Origin of the sequence: Cnuibacter sp. UC19_7 (assembly GCF_042699995.1) — a bacterium.
Classification (GTDB): domain Bacteria; phylum Actinomycetota; class Actinomycetes; order Actinomycetales; family Microbacteriaceae; genus Cnuibacter.
Genome location: NZ_CP170560.1, coordinates 140,837 through 156,002, shown reverse-complemented (window position 1 = coordinate 156,002; position 15,166 = coordinate 140,837). Strand labels below are relative to the sequence as shown.

The following is a 15,166-nucleotide window of genomic DNA, read 5'->3' as shown; positions in this document are numbered from 1 at the left end:
GCGCTCAGGCCCGTTTCAGAGCGCTCAGAACCAGAGCGCGAGCTCGCGTGCGGCCGACTCGGGCGAGTCGCTGCCGTGCACGAGGTTCTGCTGCACCTTCAGTCCCCAGTCGCGAGCGAGGTCGCCGCGGATCGTGCCGGGAGCGGCCGAGGTGGGGTCGGTGGTGCCGGCAAGCGAGCGGAAGCCCTCGATGACACGGTTGCCCGCGACGCGGATGGCCACGATCGGGCCCGACTCCATGAACTCCACGAGGGGCTCGTAGAACGGCTTCCCCACGTGCTCTTCGTAGTGCGCGGCCAGGAGGTCGCGATCGGCCTGGACGACCTTGATGTCGACGAGCTGATACCCCTTCGCCTCGATGCGGCGCAGGATCTCCCCCGTGAGATTGCGGGCCACGCCATCCGGCTTGACCAGGACGAGGGTCTCTTCAGCACTGACGTTCACGTTCATCCTTCCTCCACCGGTTCCGGCGGATGTTCCCCCTCGACCCTAGCCGCCTTCTGCCGATCGATGCGGGCGCCCACGACCATCACGTAGACCCAGATGCCGATGAAGATCACGGCGACCACACCCATGAGCGGCACCAGGAACGTGGTCGCGGCGATCACGCCCTGCATCACCCAGCCGAGCCAGTAACCCCACCGGTATCGCACCAGCACGGCGTTCAGGAGCAGCGCGACGCACACCGCCGCGCCCCCGATCAGTGCCGGGGCCGGTGGAAGGGCCTTCAGACCGAAGACCACGAGGGCGGCGAAGAAGAACATCACTGCCTCGAACCCGAGCACGATCGAGGCCAGCATCTGCCTGACCGAGTCGGATCTCACGGCTTCCAGCCCCCGCGTTCCGCGATCGAGATGGCGTCGCCGACGAGCGTGATGGATCCCGTGACCAGCACAGCGCCCTGCTCGGCATCATCGGCGAGGTCGCGCGCCTCGTCGAGGGCGGACTCGAGATCGGGCTGCACGCTGACACGGTCGGCGCCGACGATCCGCACGACCGTGGCCGCGAGCTCGTCGGGATCGATCGCGCGCTCGCTCGCGGAGGAGGTGATCACGAACTCGGCCGCGATCGGGTCGAGCGCGCGCACGATCCCCTCGACGTCCTTGCCCTGCAGCACCGCCAGCACGACGATCACTCGACCGAAGGTGAAGTACTCCCCCACGGCCTGCGCGAGCGCCTCGGCACCGCCGGGGTTGTGGGCGGCATCGACGAGCACGGTCGGCTCGGTGCCCACGAGCTGGAGCCGACCGGGCGACGTCACCTGGCCCAGGCCCTCGGCGATCACGTCGTCGGCGATCCGCTGCGATCCGCCGCCGAGGAACGACTCGACGGCCGCGACCGCCACCGCGGCGTTGTGGCCCTGGTGGGTGCCGTAGAGCGGCAGGAAGACCTCGTCGTAGCGGCCGGCGAGACCGCGGATGCTGACCAGCTGTCCGCCGACCGCCACCGACGACTCCTCCAGCGCGAAGCGGTCGCCCTCGAGCGCGAAGGTCGACTCGGTGAGCTCGGCGGCCCGGCGCAGCTCGGTGAGCGCGTCGTCGTGCTGGGCGGCCGACACGACCTGAGCCGCGGGCTTGACGATGCCCGACTTCGTGCGGGCGATCTCCGCCACCGTCGTCCCGAGACGGTCGGTGTGGTCGAGCGAGATCGGCGTGAACACGGCGACCTGGCCGTCGGCGACGTTCGTGGAGTCCCACTCCCCTCCCATCCCGACCTCGACCACGGCCACGTCGACCGGCGCCTCGGCGAAGGAGGCGTAGGCGAGGACGGTGAGCGCCTCGAAGTACGTCAGCGGCGGCTCGCCGGCCCCGGTGAGCTCGCCGTCGACGATGGCGAGGAACGGCTCGATGTCGCGCCAGTTCGAGGCGAGCGCCTCGTTCGAGATCGGCGTGCCGTCGACCACGATCCGCTCGTTGACCCGCACCAGGTGGGGGCTCGTGAACAGGCCCGTGCGAAGCCCGAGAGCGCGGAGGAGGCTCTCGGCGATGCGGCTCGTCGAGGTCTTCCCGTTCGTGCCCGTGATGTGGATGATCGGGTACGCCCGGTGCGGGTCGCCGAGCAGCTCGACCGCCCGCCGCGTGGCGTGCAGGCGGGGCTGCGGGGCGGCCTCGCCGAGACGGGCGAGGAGTGCGTCGTAGACGGCGTCGCCCTCGTCGACGAACTCGTCGGGGGCGTCCTCGCCGGCCTCCTCGAGGCGGGCGGCCACGCGCTCGGCCTCGCGCTCCTCGGCGAGCTCCGCGAGCTCCTCCGGGTCGAGGTCCTCGGGGTCGAGCTGCTCGAGCTCGTCCGATCCGGGCTGGAGGCGGTCGTCGAGACCGTCGTGCTCCTCGAGACCGTCGTGGTCGTCGAATCCGTCGTGGTCAGACATCGGCGCTCCTCTTCACGCGACCCACGGCGACGACGAACTCGCCCGCGTTCGCGTAGGTGTTCTCGGGGATCCTCACGAAGTGCTCGGGCGCGAACGCCACCACACCGGGCAGCCACTCCGACGCCAGCGCGGACGAGTGCTCGCGGAGCGCGGGCACCTCGTCGGGCGAGTAGATCGCGTAGTTCGTGGCGAGCGTCTCGGCCGCCACGTCGACGACGCCGGATGCGCTGCTCACGGCACGCGCATCCGCCTCGTCGAAGAAGACCAGGTCGAGCACGATGCGGTCGCTGACGTCGAACCCGGCCGACTTGCGCGCATCCTGCACGGCCCGGATGACGTCGCGCGCGAGGCCCTCGGCCTCGAGATCGGGCGTGGTCGCCGTGTCGAGCAGAACGAAGCCGCCCGCGGACAGCAGCGCGAGCGCCGACCCGCTGGAGGCGGCGCCGGTCTCGAGCACCAGCTCGTACTCGCCCTCCTGCAGCTCGATGCCGCCGGCGGAGACCACGCCGTTCTGCTCGGTCCACTCGCCGTCGCGGGCGGCCTTGATGGCCTGCTGCACCTGCTTGCCCAAGCGCGGACCGGCGGCGCGGGCGTTCACCGTGAGGCGGGAGGTGATCCCGAACTCGGCGGCGCTGGTGTCCTGCAGCTCGACGAGCGTCACCTCCTTGACGTTGAGCTCGTCGCGGAGGATGCCGTCGAACTGCGCCAGGCTCGCCGCGTTCTCGACCACGACCGTGAGCCGGGCCAGCGGCAGGCGCACACGGAGGCCGTGCTGTTTGCGCAGCGACAGCACCGTGGAGGAGATGCCGCGCACGGCATCCATCGCGTGCACGAGACCCGGATCGGCGGGGTAGGCGTTCTCGTTCGGCCAGTCGGCGAGGTGCACGCTCCGGCCACCGGTGAGGCCCTTCCACATCTGCTCCGCCACGAGCGGCACGAGCGGCGACGCCACCCGCAGCACGGTCTCGAGCACGGTGTAGAGGGTGTCGAAGGCGGCCGTGTCGCTGCCCTCCCAGAACCGGTCGCGCGAGCGGCGCACGTACCAGTTGGTGAGCACATCGGCGAAGTCGCGGAGCTTCGCCGAGGCGAGCGTCGCATCGAGGCCCTCGAGGTCGCGGGTCACGTCGTGCACCAGCTCGCGGGTCTTCGCCAGCAGGTAGCGGTCGAGCACGTCGGTGGAGTCGGTGCGCCACTCGGCCTCGTACCCCCGGTGCCCCTCGCCCGCGCTGTTCGCGTAGAGGGTGAAGAAGTAGTACGTGCTCCACAGCGGGAGCAGCAGCTCGCGCACGCCCTGGCGGATGCCCTCCTCGGTGACGATGAGGTTGCCGCCACGCAGCACGCTCGACGACATGAGGAACCAGCGCATCGCATCCGACCCGTCGCGGTCGAAGACCTCGTTGACGTCGGGGTAGTTGCGCAGCGACTTCGACATCTTCTGCCCGTCGCTGCCGAGCACGATGCCGTGGCTGATCACGTTCTTGAACGCCGGGCGGTCGAACAGCGCGGTGGAGAGCGCGTGCATGACGTAGAACCAGCCGCGCGTCTGCCCGATGTACTCGACGATGAAGTCGGCCGGGCTGTGGGTGGCGAACCACTCCTCGTTCTCGAACGGGTAGTGCACCTGCGCGAACGGCATCGAGCCGGAGTCGAACCAGACGTCGAAGACGTCGTCGATGCGGCGCATCGTCGACCGCCCGGTGGGGTCGTCGGGGTTCGGGCGGGTGAGCTCGTCGATGAACGGGCGGTGCAGGTCGGGCTCGCCGTCGCGGTTGCGCGGCAGCGTGCCGAAGTCGCGCTCGAGCTCCTCGAGCGACCCGTACACGTCGATACGGGGGTGGTTGGGGTCGTCGCTCTTCCACACCGGGATGGGCGAGCCCCAGTACCGGTTGCGCGAGATCGACCAATCACGGGCGCCGGAGACCCACTTGCCGAACTGCCCGTCCTTGACGTTCTCGGGAACCCACTCGATCTCCTGGTTGAGCTGCTCCATGCGGTCGCGGAACTCCGTGACACGCACGAACCAGCTGGAGACCGCCTTGTAGATGAGCGGATTGCGGCAGCGCCAGCAGTGCGGGTAGCTGTGCTCGTAGCTCGCCTGGCGGATCAGGCGGCCGTCGGCCTTGAGCATCTGGGTGAGCGGCTTGTTCGCGTCGAACACGTGCATGCCCTCGACGTCGCGCACCGTGCTGAGGAACCGCCCGCCGTCGTCGACGGAGATGATGACCGGGATGCCGGCCGCCTCGCAGACCCGCTGGTCCTCCTCGCCGTAGGCGGGAGCCTGATGCACGATGCCCGTGCCGTCGGTGGTCGACACGTAGTCGGCGACGAGGATGCGCCACGCGTTCTGCGTGCCCCACCTCTCGACGTCGGCGTAGTAGTCCCAGAGGCGGGCGTACTCCACACCCTCGAGGTCGCGGCCGCGGACCGTGCGGCTGACGGCGGCGCGCGCCTCGTCGGCCGAGTCGTAGCCGAGGTCCTTCGCGTAGCCGCCGACGAGGTCGGAGGCGAGGAGGTACTCGGCGCCGAGCACCTCGGTGTTCTCGCCCAACCGACGAAGCGCAGCTTCGTCGGCGCTGGCGTCGCGGCGACGACCCACCGGATCATCGCTCCCAGCTCCAGCGCGCCCATGCACCTCGGCGTCGGGCGTGCCGTTCGGGCCGCTGGGGACGACGGAGTACTCGATGTCGGGGCCGACCGCGAGCGCCAGGTTCGTGGGCAGCGTCCACGGCGTCGTCGTCCACGCCAGGGCGCGCACGGCGGTGAGGCCCAGCGCCTCGGCCTTCGTACCGATGAGGGGGAAGGTCACCGTGACCGTCTGGTCCTGGCGCATCTTGTAGACGTCGTCGTCCATCCGCAGCTCGTGGTTCGAGAGCGGGGTCTCGTCCTTCCAGCAGTACGGGAGCACGCGGTAGCCCTCGTAGGCGAGGCCCTTGTCGTAGAGCCGCTTGAAGGCCCAGAGCACGCTCTCCATGAAGGTCGTGTCGAGGGTCTTGTAGTCGTTGTCGAAGTCGACCCAGCGCGCCTGGCGCGTGACGTAGTCGCGCCACTCGCGGGTGTACTGCAGCACGGACCGGCGCGAGGCGGCGTTGAAGACCTCGACGCCCATCTCCTCGATCTGGCTCTTCTCGGTGATGCCGAGCTGCTTCATCGCCTCGAGCTCGGCGGGCAGGCCGTGCGTGTCCCAGCCGAAGCGACGGTCGACGCGGTGCCCGCGCATCGTCTGGAAGCGCGGGAAGACGTCCTTCGCGTAGCCCGTGAGGAGGTGCCCGTAGTGAGGCAGTCCGTTGGCGAAGGGCGGGCCGTCGTAGAAGACCCACTCGTCGCGACCCTCGCGGTTCGCGATGGAGGCGCGGAAGGTGTCGTCCTTGCGCCAGAACGCGAGGACGCCGTCTTCTATCGTCGGGAAGTGCGGTGACGGCACGACGCTCGACGCGAGCTCGCTGGCCTCGCCGTGCTCGGGGGCGAAGTCGGCAGGGTCGGACTTGGGGTAGACCATGGTTCTCCACTGGAAGGCTCTTCCACGAGGACGAACCCGGAGCTGCGCTCCGCATCCGCGGTACCACCTCGCTTGCCAGGGCGTCTGCGTCGTGCGTGGTACTGGTGCTCGTGCTTCTGCGTCTGGCCGCTCGTCTGGGCTGTGTCGGGCCCGCCCGCCCGGTTCTACTGAGCTCTCGCCGTTCTTCCGGAGACTCCCCGGTGATGGCCGGATCGACGTCGTCGAGAGGAGATTCTACAGGCCTTCCACGACCTCCGGGGGCTCGATTCCGTCTCCCGCGGATGCGTCGGCCGACCGGAATCCTGTCAGCACCGGATGCACGGCGACGACCGCGTAGGCGCCCGGGCCCTCACGGCCCGGTCCGGCGGTCGCCCACTCCCCCACGGCTGCGGCGGTGGCGCCCACCACCGCGAGCGAGATGGCGCGCGCCGACGGGGATCCGGGGCCCAGGCGCGAGGCCAGGAAGCGCTCGATCACCTCGGCATGGCGCAGTGCTCGCGCCAGTCCGCCGGCGCGGAGGTCGTCGTCGACCCCCATCACCTCGTACTGGGTGAGCACCAGCGGCGCCGGGCCCCGCGCGAGGCCCTCCAGGGTCTGGGCGATGGAGCGCTCCACCGCGTCGTACGGGTCGATCGGATGCGTCGACGCCTCGGCGAGACGCTCCGCGAGGAGGTCGACGCCATCGTCGAGCCGGGCCCACAGCAGGTCGCTCTTCGAGGCGAAGTAGTTGAAGAACGTGTTGCGGCTCACCCCGGCACGCTGCGCGATCTGCTCGATGGTCGTGCGCTCGTACGTGTTCTCGACGAACAGCTCGGCCGCCGCCTCCTCGAGCATCTCCTTCGACGACGCGCGCGGCCGGCCGCTGGCACGGCGCGGGAGCGGCGGGTTCGACACGCTGCCCATTGTGGCACCGGCCATGCTGTTCCGCTCACGCGGACATGAGCTATAGTCACCTTCGGTCGGATGAGATCAAGGAGACCCTGCCATGTCCCAGAACCAGTACGCGCCCATGCCCCCTGCCTCGCCCGCGCCCGGTGGCGCCGTCGCCGGCGACCCCGGTCGCACCCTCAGCATCGTCGGCTTCATCCTCGCGTTCGTGATCCCGCTGGTCGGCCTCATCCTCAGCATCGTGGCGATGAACCAGTCGAAGCGCGCCGGCTACCGCAACGCCCTCGCCCGCTGGGGCATCATCGTGTCGATCATCGTGATGGTGCTCGGCCTCATCATCGGCATCGTCTCCGCGATCGCGGGCGTGCTCTCGGCCTCCGTGTCGTACGGATACTGACCCCGTGGTCGAGAAGGACAGGGAGATGCAGCACTCCACCGACGTCGCAGAGGTGTCGACTCCGGCTGGGACGACGGTGCTGGGCACCGTGGGCCTCACCCTCGCGGTCGTGGCACCCGCCCTCGGACTCATCGTGAGCATCATCGCCCTGCTCCGGGCGAGAGCCCACGGCAGCGGAGACACCCTCGCGATCGTGGGGGTGGTGGTCGCGGCGAGCGCGATCGTGTTCGCGGTGGCGCTGCTGTGGGCACTGTCGGCGACGGGCCTCATCGGGTTCTCCGTGAGCACGTGCGTCCAGGGCGTCGACGGATGCCCCGTCCTCTCGGGCAGCTGACCCCGTCGCACTGAGGGTGTGGCCGCTCCTGCACAGGCGGGGAGCGGCGCGTCTTTCTCCACAGTTGCCCGGGCGCGGACCCGCGGCGAGGATGTTCGCGCCAGCCTGTGGCGATGCTCCTCGAACGCCTGTCTCGGCTCGGCGGGATCTGCTCACGCGTCGTCCTCATCGCGGACGGGCATCACCCCCGGGCGATCGACGCAGCGATCAGGCGCGGCGACCTCACGCGCATCCGCAAAGGGTGGGTCGCGCTCGAGAACGCCGACAGCGCGGCGGTCGCCGCGATTCGGGCGGGCGGGAGGCTCAGCTGTCTGAGCCTACTCGCGAGGTCGGGCGTCTGGGTCCTCCATGACGACTCGATCCATCTCCGGACGACGGCGAAGCGTGCGCGTCTCTCCGCCGATGGTATGCGGGTCCATCGGCTCGTGCTGCCGCTTGCCGAGGCCGCCGTCGACACTGTGCCCGCGGCAGTCGCCTGTGCTGTCCGCTGCCAGTCCATGTTCGACGCCGTCGCCACGCTCGACTCGGTGCTCAACCGTGGACTGATGACACGGTCGCAGCTTCTCGACGCTCTCACTCCGCTGCCTCAGAGGCACCGGGACCTCCTCACCCTGACTGATGGATCGGCACAGTCCGGGCTCGAGACGAAGGTCCGGTTGGGGCTGCGGTACCGACGGGTCAAGGTGCGCTCGCAGGTGTGGATCCCGGGGCTCGGGCGGGTGGACCTGCTCGTCGGAGATCGCCTCATCATCGAGGTTGACGGGTACCAGACCCATGGGACACCAGCGGGCTTCCAAGAGGACCGCCGACGCGACCGCGAGGCCGCGTCCCAGGGGTACATCGTGCTCCGCTTCACCTACTGGGACGTCTGCTACGACTGGGAGCGCTGCCTCGAGGCGATTCTCGACATCGTTCGTCGAGACGGGCACCGCCGATCGCACTGAGCCCGCGGCGCGGGTTGCACCCGCCGAACGTGCGCACGGGGCCCGCCAGGCCCCGCCGCGGTGCGACAGCGGCGGAACCCGCACCCCGTGCGGCCTTTCGGTCGGCTGGCCGGCGAGGAGCCGAGACCGGCGCCTCAGCGGAAATCCGCGGTGCGGGGCGGGTTGCGCCCGCTTAGAGCTCGCAGCTGCCTGTATCGGCCCCGACAGCGACTGGGGCGGGCGGAACCCGCAGCGCCGCACTCGTCGCGGCGGGGGATGGAGTGTCGTGTTGCGATTGCGAGGCAGGCTGCGCCGGCCACGCGCACGACCGCCGGGGACGGCGCGTGCGGCCATGAGGCGGGTTGCGCCTGCGAAACGCGGATACGGGGCGTGGCAGGCCCCGCCGCGGCGCTGGAGGGGCGGAACCCGCATCACCCGCGGCGGCCCCACCCACACGGAGTCCTCAGGCTCGGGCCGAAGGTTGATGCGGGTTGCCCCCGCACGAAGGGAGCGGCGGGGCGGGCCCCTCACAGCGCTGAGCGGGCAGAACCCGCGTCAGCGGCGCCGACACGGCCGGGGAGGCCGCCCGGGCGGGGGTCAGGCGGTGACGACCTCGGGGGTGCCGACGGCGGAGGCGGGCATCTCGACGGCGAGGCGGTTGGCCTCGGCGATGAGGGTGGCGACGATCTCGGCCTCGGGGACGGTCTTGATGACCTCGCCCTTGACGAAGATCTGGCCCTTCCCGTTGCCGGAGGCGACGCCGAGGTCGGCCTCGCGGGCCTCGCCGGGGCCGTTCACGACGCAGCCCATGACGGCGACGCGGAGCGGAACGGTCATGCCCTGCAGCCCCTCGGTGACGTCGTTCGCGAGCGTGTAGACGTCGACCTGGGCGCGGCCGCAGGACGGGCAGGAGACGATCTCGAGCTTGCGCTCGCGCAGGTTGAGCGACTGCAGGATCTGCAGCCCCACCTTCACCTCCTCGGCCGGCGGAGCCGAGAGGGAGACGCGGATCGTGTCGCCGATGCCCTCCGAGAGGAGGATGCCGAACGCGGTGGCACTCTTGATGGTGCCCTGGAACGCGGGGCCGGCCTCGGTGACGCCGAGGTGCAGGGGCCAGTCGCCCCGCTCGGCGAGCTGACGGTAGGCCTTGACCATCACGACGGGGTCGTTGTGCTTGACCGAGATCTTGAAGTCGTGGAAGTCGTGCTCCTCGAACAGCGACGCCTCCCACACGGCGCTCTCGACGAGGGCCTCGGGGGTGGCCTTGCCGTACTTCGCGAGCAGCGACGGCTCGAGCGAGCCGGCGTTGACGCCGATGCGGAGGCTGACGCCCGCGGCCTTGGCGGCGGCGGCGATCTTGCCGACCTGATCGTCGAACTTGCGGATGTTGCCGGGGTTCACGCGGACGGCGGCGCAGCCTGCGTCGATCGCGGCGAACACGTAGTTCGGCTGGAAGTGGATGTCGGCGATGACCGGGATCTGGCTCTTCTTGGCGATGATCGGCAGCGCCTCGGCGTCGTCGCGCGAGGGCACCGCCACACGCACGATGTCGCAGCCGGACGCGGTGAGCTCGGCGATCTGCTGCAGGGTCGCGTTGATGTTCGTGGTGGGCGTGGTGGTCATCGACTGCACGCTCACGGGTGCGTCTCCGCCGACGAGGACCTTCCCGACCTTGATCTGACGGGACTTGCGACGGGGGGCGAGGGTCTCGGGGATCTGGGGGATCCCGACGTTGATGGCAGCCACGACGCCAGTCTAGATCCGTTCTCTGGGCGAGCGGTCAGCGCCCGTTCCCTCTGGTGAGGGGCGGACGAGGCGGGCGGATGCGGGCCCCGGACACCCGCATCCGCCCGGCGTTCAGGACGCCCGATTCGCCCGGAGCACCTCGAGTCGAGCGCGGTACTCGACCTCCTCGATGTCGCCCTGCGCGAAGCGCTCCGCCAGGGTCGCTTCGGCGCTGCGAGTCGACATCGGGCCGTGACGCCGCCAGCGACGCCGGCCGACGAGCGCGAACACGAGCCCGAGAACGAGGAACCAGAACAGCGGGACGAGGATGAACAGCCACGGGCCTGGTCCGAAACTCCAGTGGTGGGCGATGGGCCCTGCAGCGGAGACGGTGGTGAGCAGTGCGGACACGGTGGATCCCTTCGACGGTGCGGCCGGAGCGACCGCACCTCCACACTCGCGTGTGACGGTCGGGCGCGAATCCGCCGCCGGGACGAATCGGCGCTACTCCCCCGGGCGCATGCCCGGCCGCACGAGCCCCGACTCGTAGGCCGTCACGACGAGGTGCACCCGGTCGCGCGCGCCGAGCTTCGACATGATCCGCGACACGTGCGTCTTCGCGGTGAGCGGGCTGAGGAACAGCCGGCCCGCGACCTCGTCGTTGGTGAGCCCCTGGCCGACGAGGGCGAGCACCTCGCGCTCGCGCTCGGTGAGCTCGCCCAGCGCGCCTCCCGTCATGGGCGCCAGTGCGGGGGCGACGCGCTCGAGCAGCCGCCGGGTGACGCTCGGCGAGAGCAGGGCGTCGCCCGAGGCCACCACCCGGACGGCCCGGATCAGCTCGACGGGCTCGGTGTCCTTCACCAGGAAGCCGGAGGCTCCGGCGCGGATCGCGTCGACGACGTACTCGTCGAGCTCGAACGTGGTCACCACCACGATGCGCGTGGCCGCCAGGGCGGGGTTCGCGGTGATCGTGGAGGTGGCCTCGATGCCGTCGCCGTCGGGCATCCGGATGTCCATGAGCACCACATCGGGCTGCGTCTCGCGGACCACGTCGACCGCGGAGCGGCCGGTCGCCGCCTCCCCCACGACCGTCATGTCGGGCTCGTTCTCGAGCAGGGCGCGGAAGCCGCCGCGGATGAGCTGCTGATCGTCGGCGATCACGACGCGGATCATGGGCGTCCTCTCGGGATGACGGCACGGACGGTCGTGCCGCCGCCCTCGGTCGGCTGGACTGCGAGCGTGCCGCCGAGCAGCTCGGCGCGCTCACGCATCCCCAACATGCCGCGGCCCGGGTCGGCGTCGCGGAGGCCGAGACCGTCATCGGTCACCGTCAGCTCGACCGCATCCGGGCGGGCGTCGAGCCGCACGACCACCGTCGTCGCCTGCGCGTGCCGCACCGCGTTGGTCAGCGACTCCTGGGCGATGCGGTACAGCGCGGACTGGGTGGCCGGCGGGAGGTCGACCTCGGTGTCGCCCTCGAACGACGTCGTCAGGGTGGGGGTCGCGACCGACGCGACGAGGCCCGGCAGGCTCGCGAGCCCGGGTTGAGGCGCCCGGCCCGCCCCCGGGGAGCCGACATCGCCGACCGTCGCAGCGCGGTCGGGATCGTCGGCGCGCAGCACCCCCAGCACACTCCGCACCTCGTCGAGCGCGGTCCGGCTGGTGGCGCGGATGCTCTCCAACGCCGTACGGGCCTGCTCCGGCTGAGCGTCGAGCAGATGCAGCCCCACGCCGGCCTGCACGCTGATCTGCGACAGCGAGTGCGCGAGCACGTCGTGCAGCTCCCGGGCGATGCGCACGCGCTCCTCGGCCGCGGCATCCTCGCGGCGTCGCTGCCAGAGCGTCTGACGTTCCAGGATGCGCTGCCGCCTCGTGCGCAGGAACTCCCCGGCGCCGAGCGCGACGATGAGACCGACGGTGGTGGCGACGAGCCGCGGCGGCGGCCACTCGGCACCGATCAGCGAGAGCCCCGCGAGGCCGGCCAGCCAGGCGCCGGCGACCGATGCGAAGGCCCAGAGCCGCGCTCCCCGCGCCAGCGCGAGGACGATCGAGAACGCGGCCGCGGCGAAAGGCGCCACGACGTGGGGCTGCACGAGCACGTCGGCGACGGTGACCGCGAGCACGGCCGCGACCGTCGGGCCGGGGAGGCGACGGGCGGCGAGGAGCAGCAGCGGACCGGCGACGGCGAAGGCGAGCGCGAGGACCGGATGCCACCAGACCGCGGCCCCCCACATCCGCGCCCAGCCGAGCTGGAAGACCGTGCCGCCCACGCCGATGACGAGGGACACCACCACGGGCAGCAGCAGGGTCGCGCGCGGCGACACCGGTCCTCGTCCGCCGAACGTGTGCTCCCCGCGCCCTCCTCCCTCGAACCCGGAGGCAAAGCTGAGGGGACGCATGTGCCGATCGTAGCGAGGGGTCACCGCCATGTCGTCGCCCCGGAGGCGGACGCTGTCGTACTCCCCGGGGAGTACGTCAGCCGAGGATGTTGATGGGCTTCACGATGTCGGCGTAGATGAGCAGGGCAGACATGCCGATGAACACGATGACCACGGCGAACGTGAGCGGCATGAGCTTCGCGGCGTCGACGGGGCCCGGGTCGGGCTTGCGGCGCAGTTTGGCGAAGCCGCGCTTGATGGCCTCCCAGATCGCCGCGGCGACGTGCCCGCCGTCGAGCGGCGTGAGCGGCACCAGGTTGATTACGCCGAGGGCGATGTTGAGCGACCCCAGCATGCCGAGGAAGGTCGCCGCCTTGCTGGCGAGTGGGATCTCGTCGATCGTGGCGATCTCGCCTGCCACACGCCCCACCCCGACCACGCTGATCGGACCGTTCGGATCGCGCTCGCCCGACCCGAACGCGGCGTTGGCCACGTCGACCAGGCGCTGCGGGAGGTTGAGCACGAGGTTGACCGTGTTGCCGATGGTCTGCCCCATGAGCGGGAACACCGCGGTGATGGGCTGCTGCACGAGCTGGCTGGCCGGCCCGATGCCGACGAAGCCCACCTTCTGCGTCTCGGGCTGACCGTCGGAGCCCTTGACGACGGCGCCCTGGTCGTCTGTGACGTAGCGCTCGGTGAGGAGCGGCGTCACCGAGAGCGTGACCTGCTGGCCGTCGCGCTCGACGACCACGGGGACGGTGTCTCCGGCCGACTGCTGGATGATCGACGTCGACTGCGCCCAGCTGTCGATGGGGGTGCCGGCGACGCTGACGAGGCGGTCGCCGGGCTTGATGCCGGCCGCGGCCCCCGGCGACGGGGTGTCGCCGTCCTCGCAGGTCTGCCGCTCGCTCGTGGCCGGCAGCACGCACGCGGAGACGCTGCCGATCGTGGTGGACGACTGCACGGTGCCGAACACGCACACCGTGATCGCGAAGAACACGATGGCGAGCACGAAGTTCATGAACGGGCCGCCGAGCATGACGATGATGCGCTGCCACACGGGCTTGCGGTAGAACGCGCGGTCGTGGTCGTCGCCCACCGACTCGGCCGACTGCTGCCGCGCATCCTGGATCATCGACTGGAAGAAGCCGGTGCTCTGCGCGGTGGCGGCGCCGCCCTTGCGCGGCGGGAACATGCCCACCATGGCGACGTAGCCGCCGAGGGGCACCGCCTTGAGGCCGTACTCCGTCTCACCCTTGCGTCGCGAGAAGATCGTCGGCCCGAAGCCCACCATGTACTGGGTGACCTTGATGCCGAACAGCTTGGCCGGGACCAGGTGACCCACCTCGTGGAGACCGATCGACAGTGCTACACCGACGGCGATGATCGCGACGCCGAGCACGAACTGGAGGACGGATTCCACACGAGGACGATACAGTCCGCCTCCGACACCACGCTGACCGGGGGCTGGATGCGGACCATGTGCCGGCTAGGAGACCGAGTCGATCAGCCGATCCGCCTCGCGGCGCGCCCAGGTCTCGGTGGCCAGCAGCGACTCGCGGGTGATCTCCCCGCCGTCCTCGCTGTGCTCGTCGACCACGCGGCGCACCGTGTCGAGGATGTCGAGGAACCCGATCCGCTCATCGTGGAACGCGCGCACGGCCTGCTCGTTGGCCGCGTTGAAGACAGCCGGGAAGCCGCCTCCGGCGCGTCCCACCTCCTTCGCCAGCGCGACCGAGGGGAACGCCTCGTCGTCGAGCGGCTCGAACGTCCAGCTCTGGGCGGTGGTCCAGTCGAGGGGCGCACCCACGCCGGGCACACGGTTCGGCCAGTCGAGCCCGAGGGAGATCGGCAGCCGCATGTCGGGCGGCGAGGCCTGGGCTATGGTCGACCCGTCGGTGAACTCGACCATCGAGTGCACGATCGACTGCGGATGCACGGTGACGGCGATGTCGGCGTACGGCACGTCGAACAGCAGGTGCGCCTCGATCACCTCGAGGCCCTTGTTCACCAGGGTGGCGGAGTTGGTGGTGACGACGAGGCCCATGTCCCAGGTCGGATGCGCGAGCGCCTGGGCCGGCGTGACGTCGCGCAGCGACTCGCGGCTGCGCCCGCGGAAGGGCCCGCCGGACGCCGTGAGCACCAGACGCGACACCTCCGCATGCGTGCCCGAGCGGAGCGCCTGCGCGATCGCGGAGTGCTCTGAGTCGACGGGCACGATCTGGCCGGGACGCGCGAGGCGCGTCACGAGGTCGCCGCCGACGATCAGGCTCTCCTTGTTGGCCAGAGCGAGGGTCGCGCCGACCTCGAGCGCCGCGAGGGTGGGGCCGAGCCCGATCGAACCGGTGATCCCGTTCAGGACGACGTCGGCCTCGACCGACCGGACCAGCCGCTCGGCGTCGTCGGCTCCGAGCGCCGTCTCATCGACGGAGAACTCGGCGGCCTGCTCATCGAGCAGTTCGCGGTTGCGCCCCGCGGCGAGCCCGACGACCTCGAACCGCTCGGGGTTCGCGCGGATGACGTCGAGCGCCTGCGTTCCGATCGATCCTGTGGACCCCAGGAGAAGAACACGCTGCATGGGCACCATCTTCTCCCGTTTCGCCGCGTCGAGGTGGCTCCGCCCCCTCGATCGGTAGGCCGGAACCACCTCGACGTGG

The 15,166-nt window shown here is 70.7% G+C and carries 14 protein-coding genes; 3 read left to right on the top strand and 11 right to left on the bottom strand.

Features of this window, described 5'->3' with window-relative positions; all coding sequences use genetic code 11:
- Positions 1-24: 24 nt before the first annotated feature.
- From ndk to ACFJGV_RS00745, 5 genes are all read right to left on the bottom strand, one after another.
- On the bottom strand, positions 25-444 hold the full coding sequence (gene ndk, locus ACFJGV_RS00765; protein WP_378146084.1) for a nucleoside-diphosphate kinase: 420 nt from the start codon (positions 442-444) through the stop codon (positions 25-27).
- Between the two features lie 2 nt (positions 445-446).
- Positions 447-824, bottom strand: a complete 378-nt coding sequence (locus tag ACFJGV_RS00760; protein ID WP_378146082.1) for a DUF4233 domain-containing protein — start codon at positions 822-824, stop codon at positions 447-449.
- The gene (locus ACFJGV_RS00755; protein ID WP_378146080.1) at positions 821-2,368 is read right to left on the bottom strand and encodes a bifunctional folylpolyglutamate synthase/dihydrofolate synthase; all 1,548 of its coding nucleotides are present in this window, start codon (positions 2,366-2,368) and stop codon (positions 821-823) included. The genes ACFJGV_RS00760 and ACFJGV_RS00755 overlap by 4 nt, the downstream gene beginning before the upstream one ends.
- A complete protein-coding gene (locus ACFJGV_RS00750) occupies positions 2,361-5,864 on the bottom strand; it encodes an isoleucine--tRNA ligase (protein ID WP_378146077.1) in 3,504 nt (1,167 codons plus the stop codon). The genes ACFJGV_RS00755 and ACFJGV_RS00750 overlap by 8 nt, the downstream gene beginning before the upstream one ends.
- A 234-nt stretch (positions 5,865-6,098) precedes the next feature.
- A complete protein-coding gene (locus tag ACFJGV_RS00745; protein WP_378146075.1) occupies positions 6,099-6,782 on the bottom strand; it encodes a TetR/AcrR family transcriptional regulator in 684 nt (227 codons plus the stop codon).
- Between the two features lie 67 nt (positions 6,783-6,849).
- Here ACFJGV_RS00745 and ACFJGV_RS00740 point away from each other — a divergent pair, with 67 nt between their 5' ends.
- From ACFJGV_RS00740 to ACFJGV_RS00730, 3 genes are all read left to right on the top strand, one after another.
- Complete coding sequence (locus ACFJGV_RS00740) at positions 6,850-7,149, top strand: hypothetical protein (protein WP_378146074.1); 300 nt, start codon at positions 6,850-6,852, stop codon at positions 7,147-7,149.
- A 4-nt stretch (positions 7,150-7,153) separates the two neighbouring features.
- Positions 7,154-7,483 carry a hypothetical protein gene (locus ACFJGV_RS00735; protein WP_378146073.1) on the top strand — a complete coding sequence of 110 codons (330 nt, stop codon included), beginning with the start codon at positions 7,154-7,156 and terminating at the stop codon, positions 7,481-7,483.
- Positions 7,484-7,596: 113 nt separating this feature from the next.
- Positions 7,597-8,427, top strand: coding sequence for an endonuclease domain-containing protein (locus ACFJGV_RS00730; RefSeq protein ID WP_378146071.1), 831 nt, complete (start codon positions 7,597-7,599; stop codon positions 8,425-8,427).
- A gap of 576 nt (positions 8,428-9,003) precedes the next feature.
- Here ACFJGV_RS00730 and ispG read toward each other — a convergent pair.
- From ispG to ACFJGV_RS00700, 6 genes are all read right to left on the bottom strand, one after another.
- Entirely contained in the window at positions 9,004-10,152 is a 1,149-nt protein-coding gene (ispG, locus tag ACFJGV_RS00725) for a flavodoxin-dependent (E)-4-hydroxy-3-methylbut-2-enyl-diphosphate synthase (RefSeq protein WP_378146069.1), read from the bottom strand.
- A gap of 111 nt (positions 10,153-10,263) precedes the next feature.
- Positions 10,264-10,542 carry an SHOCT domain-containing protein gene (locus ACFJGV_RS00720; protein ID WP_378146067.1) on the bottom strand — a complete coding sequence of 93 codons (279 nt, stop codon included), beginning with the start codon at positions 10,540-10,542 and terminating at the stop codon, positions 10,264-10,266.
- 93 nt (positions 10,543-10,635) lie between these two features.
- Positions 10,636-11,304, bottom strand: coding sequence for a response regulator (locus tag ACFJGV_RS00715; protein ID WP_378146065.1), 669 nt, complete (start codon positions 11,302-11,304; stop codon positions 10,636-10,638).
- Positions 11,301-12,530 (bottom strand): sensor histidine kinase, encoded by a 1,230-nt coding sequence (locus ACFJGV_RS00710; RefSeq protein ID WP_378146064.1) that lies wholly within the window; start codon positions 12,528-12,530, stop codon positions 11,301-11,303. The genes ACFJGV_RS00715 and ACFJGV_RS00710 overlap by 4 nt, the downstream gene beginning before the upstream one ends.
- A 76-nt stretch (positions 12,531-12,606) precedes the next feature.
- Positions 12,607-13,932 (bottom strand): M50 family metallopeptidase, encoded by a 1,326-nt coding sequence (locus ACFJGV_RS00705; RefSeq protein WP_378146062.1) that lies wholly within the window; start codon positions 13,930-13,932, stop codon positions 12,607-12,609.
- 66 nt (positions 13,933-13,998) lie between these two features.
- Complete coding sequence (locus tag ACFJGV_RS00700; protein WP_378148599.1) at positions 13,999-15,087, bottom strand: 1-deoxy-D-xylulose-5-phosphate reductoisomerase; 1,089 nt, start codon at positions 15,085-15,087, stop codon at positions 13,999-14,001.
- Positions 15,088-15,166: the final 79 nt, after the last annotated feature.

Coding starts and splice junctions, on each gene's coding strand:
- ACFJGV_RS00755 (WP_378146080.1), bottom strand. CDS start 2,368: ATGTCTGACCACGACGGATTCGACGACCACGACGGTCTCGAGGAGCAC.
- ACFJGV_RS00750 (WP_378146077.1), bottom strand. CDS start 5,864: ATGGTCTACCCCAAGTCCGACCCTGCCGACTTCGCCCCCGAGCACGGC.
- ACFJGV_RS00745 (WP_378146075.1), bottom strand. CDS start 6,782: ATGGCCGGTGCCACAATGGGCAGCGTGTCGAACCCGCCGCTCCCGCGC.
- ACFJGV_RS00740 (WP_378146074.1), top strand. CDS start 6,850: ATGTCCCAGAACCAGTACGCGCCCATGCCCCCTGCCTCGCCCGCGCCC.
- ACFJGV_RS00730 (WP_378146071.1), top strand. CDS start 7,597: ATGCTCCTCGAACGCCTGTCTCGGCTCGGCGGGATCTGCTCACGCGTC.
- ACFJGV_RS00715 (WP_378146065.1), bottom strand. CDS start 11,304: ATGATCCGCGTCGTGATCGCCGACGATCAGCAGCTCATCCGCGGCGGC.
- ACFJGV_RS00710 (WP_378146064.1), bottom strand. CDS start 12,530: ATGCGTCCCCTCAGCTTTGCCTCCGGGTTCGAGGGAGGAGGGCGCGGG.
- ACFJGV_RS00700 (WP_378148599.1), bottom strand. CDS start 15,087: ATGCAGCGTGTTCTTCTCCTGGGGTCCACAGGATCGATCGGAACGCAG.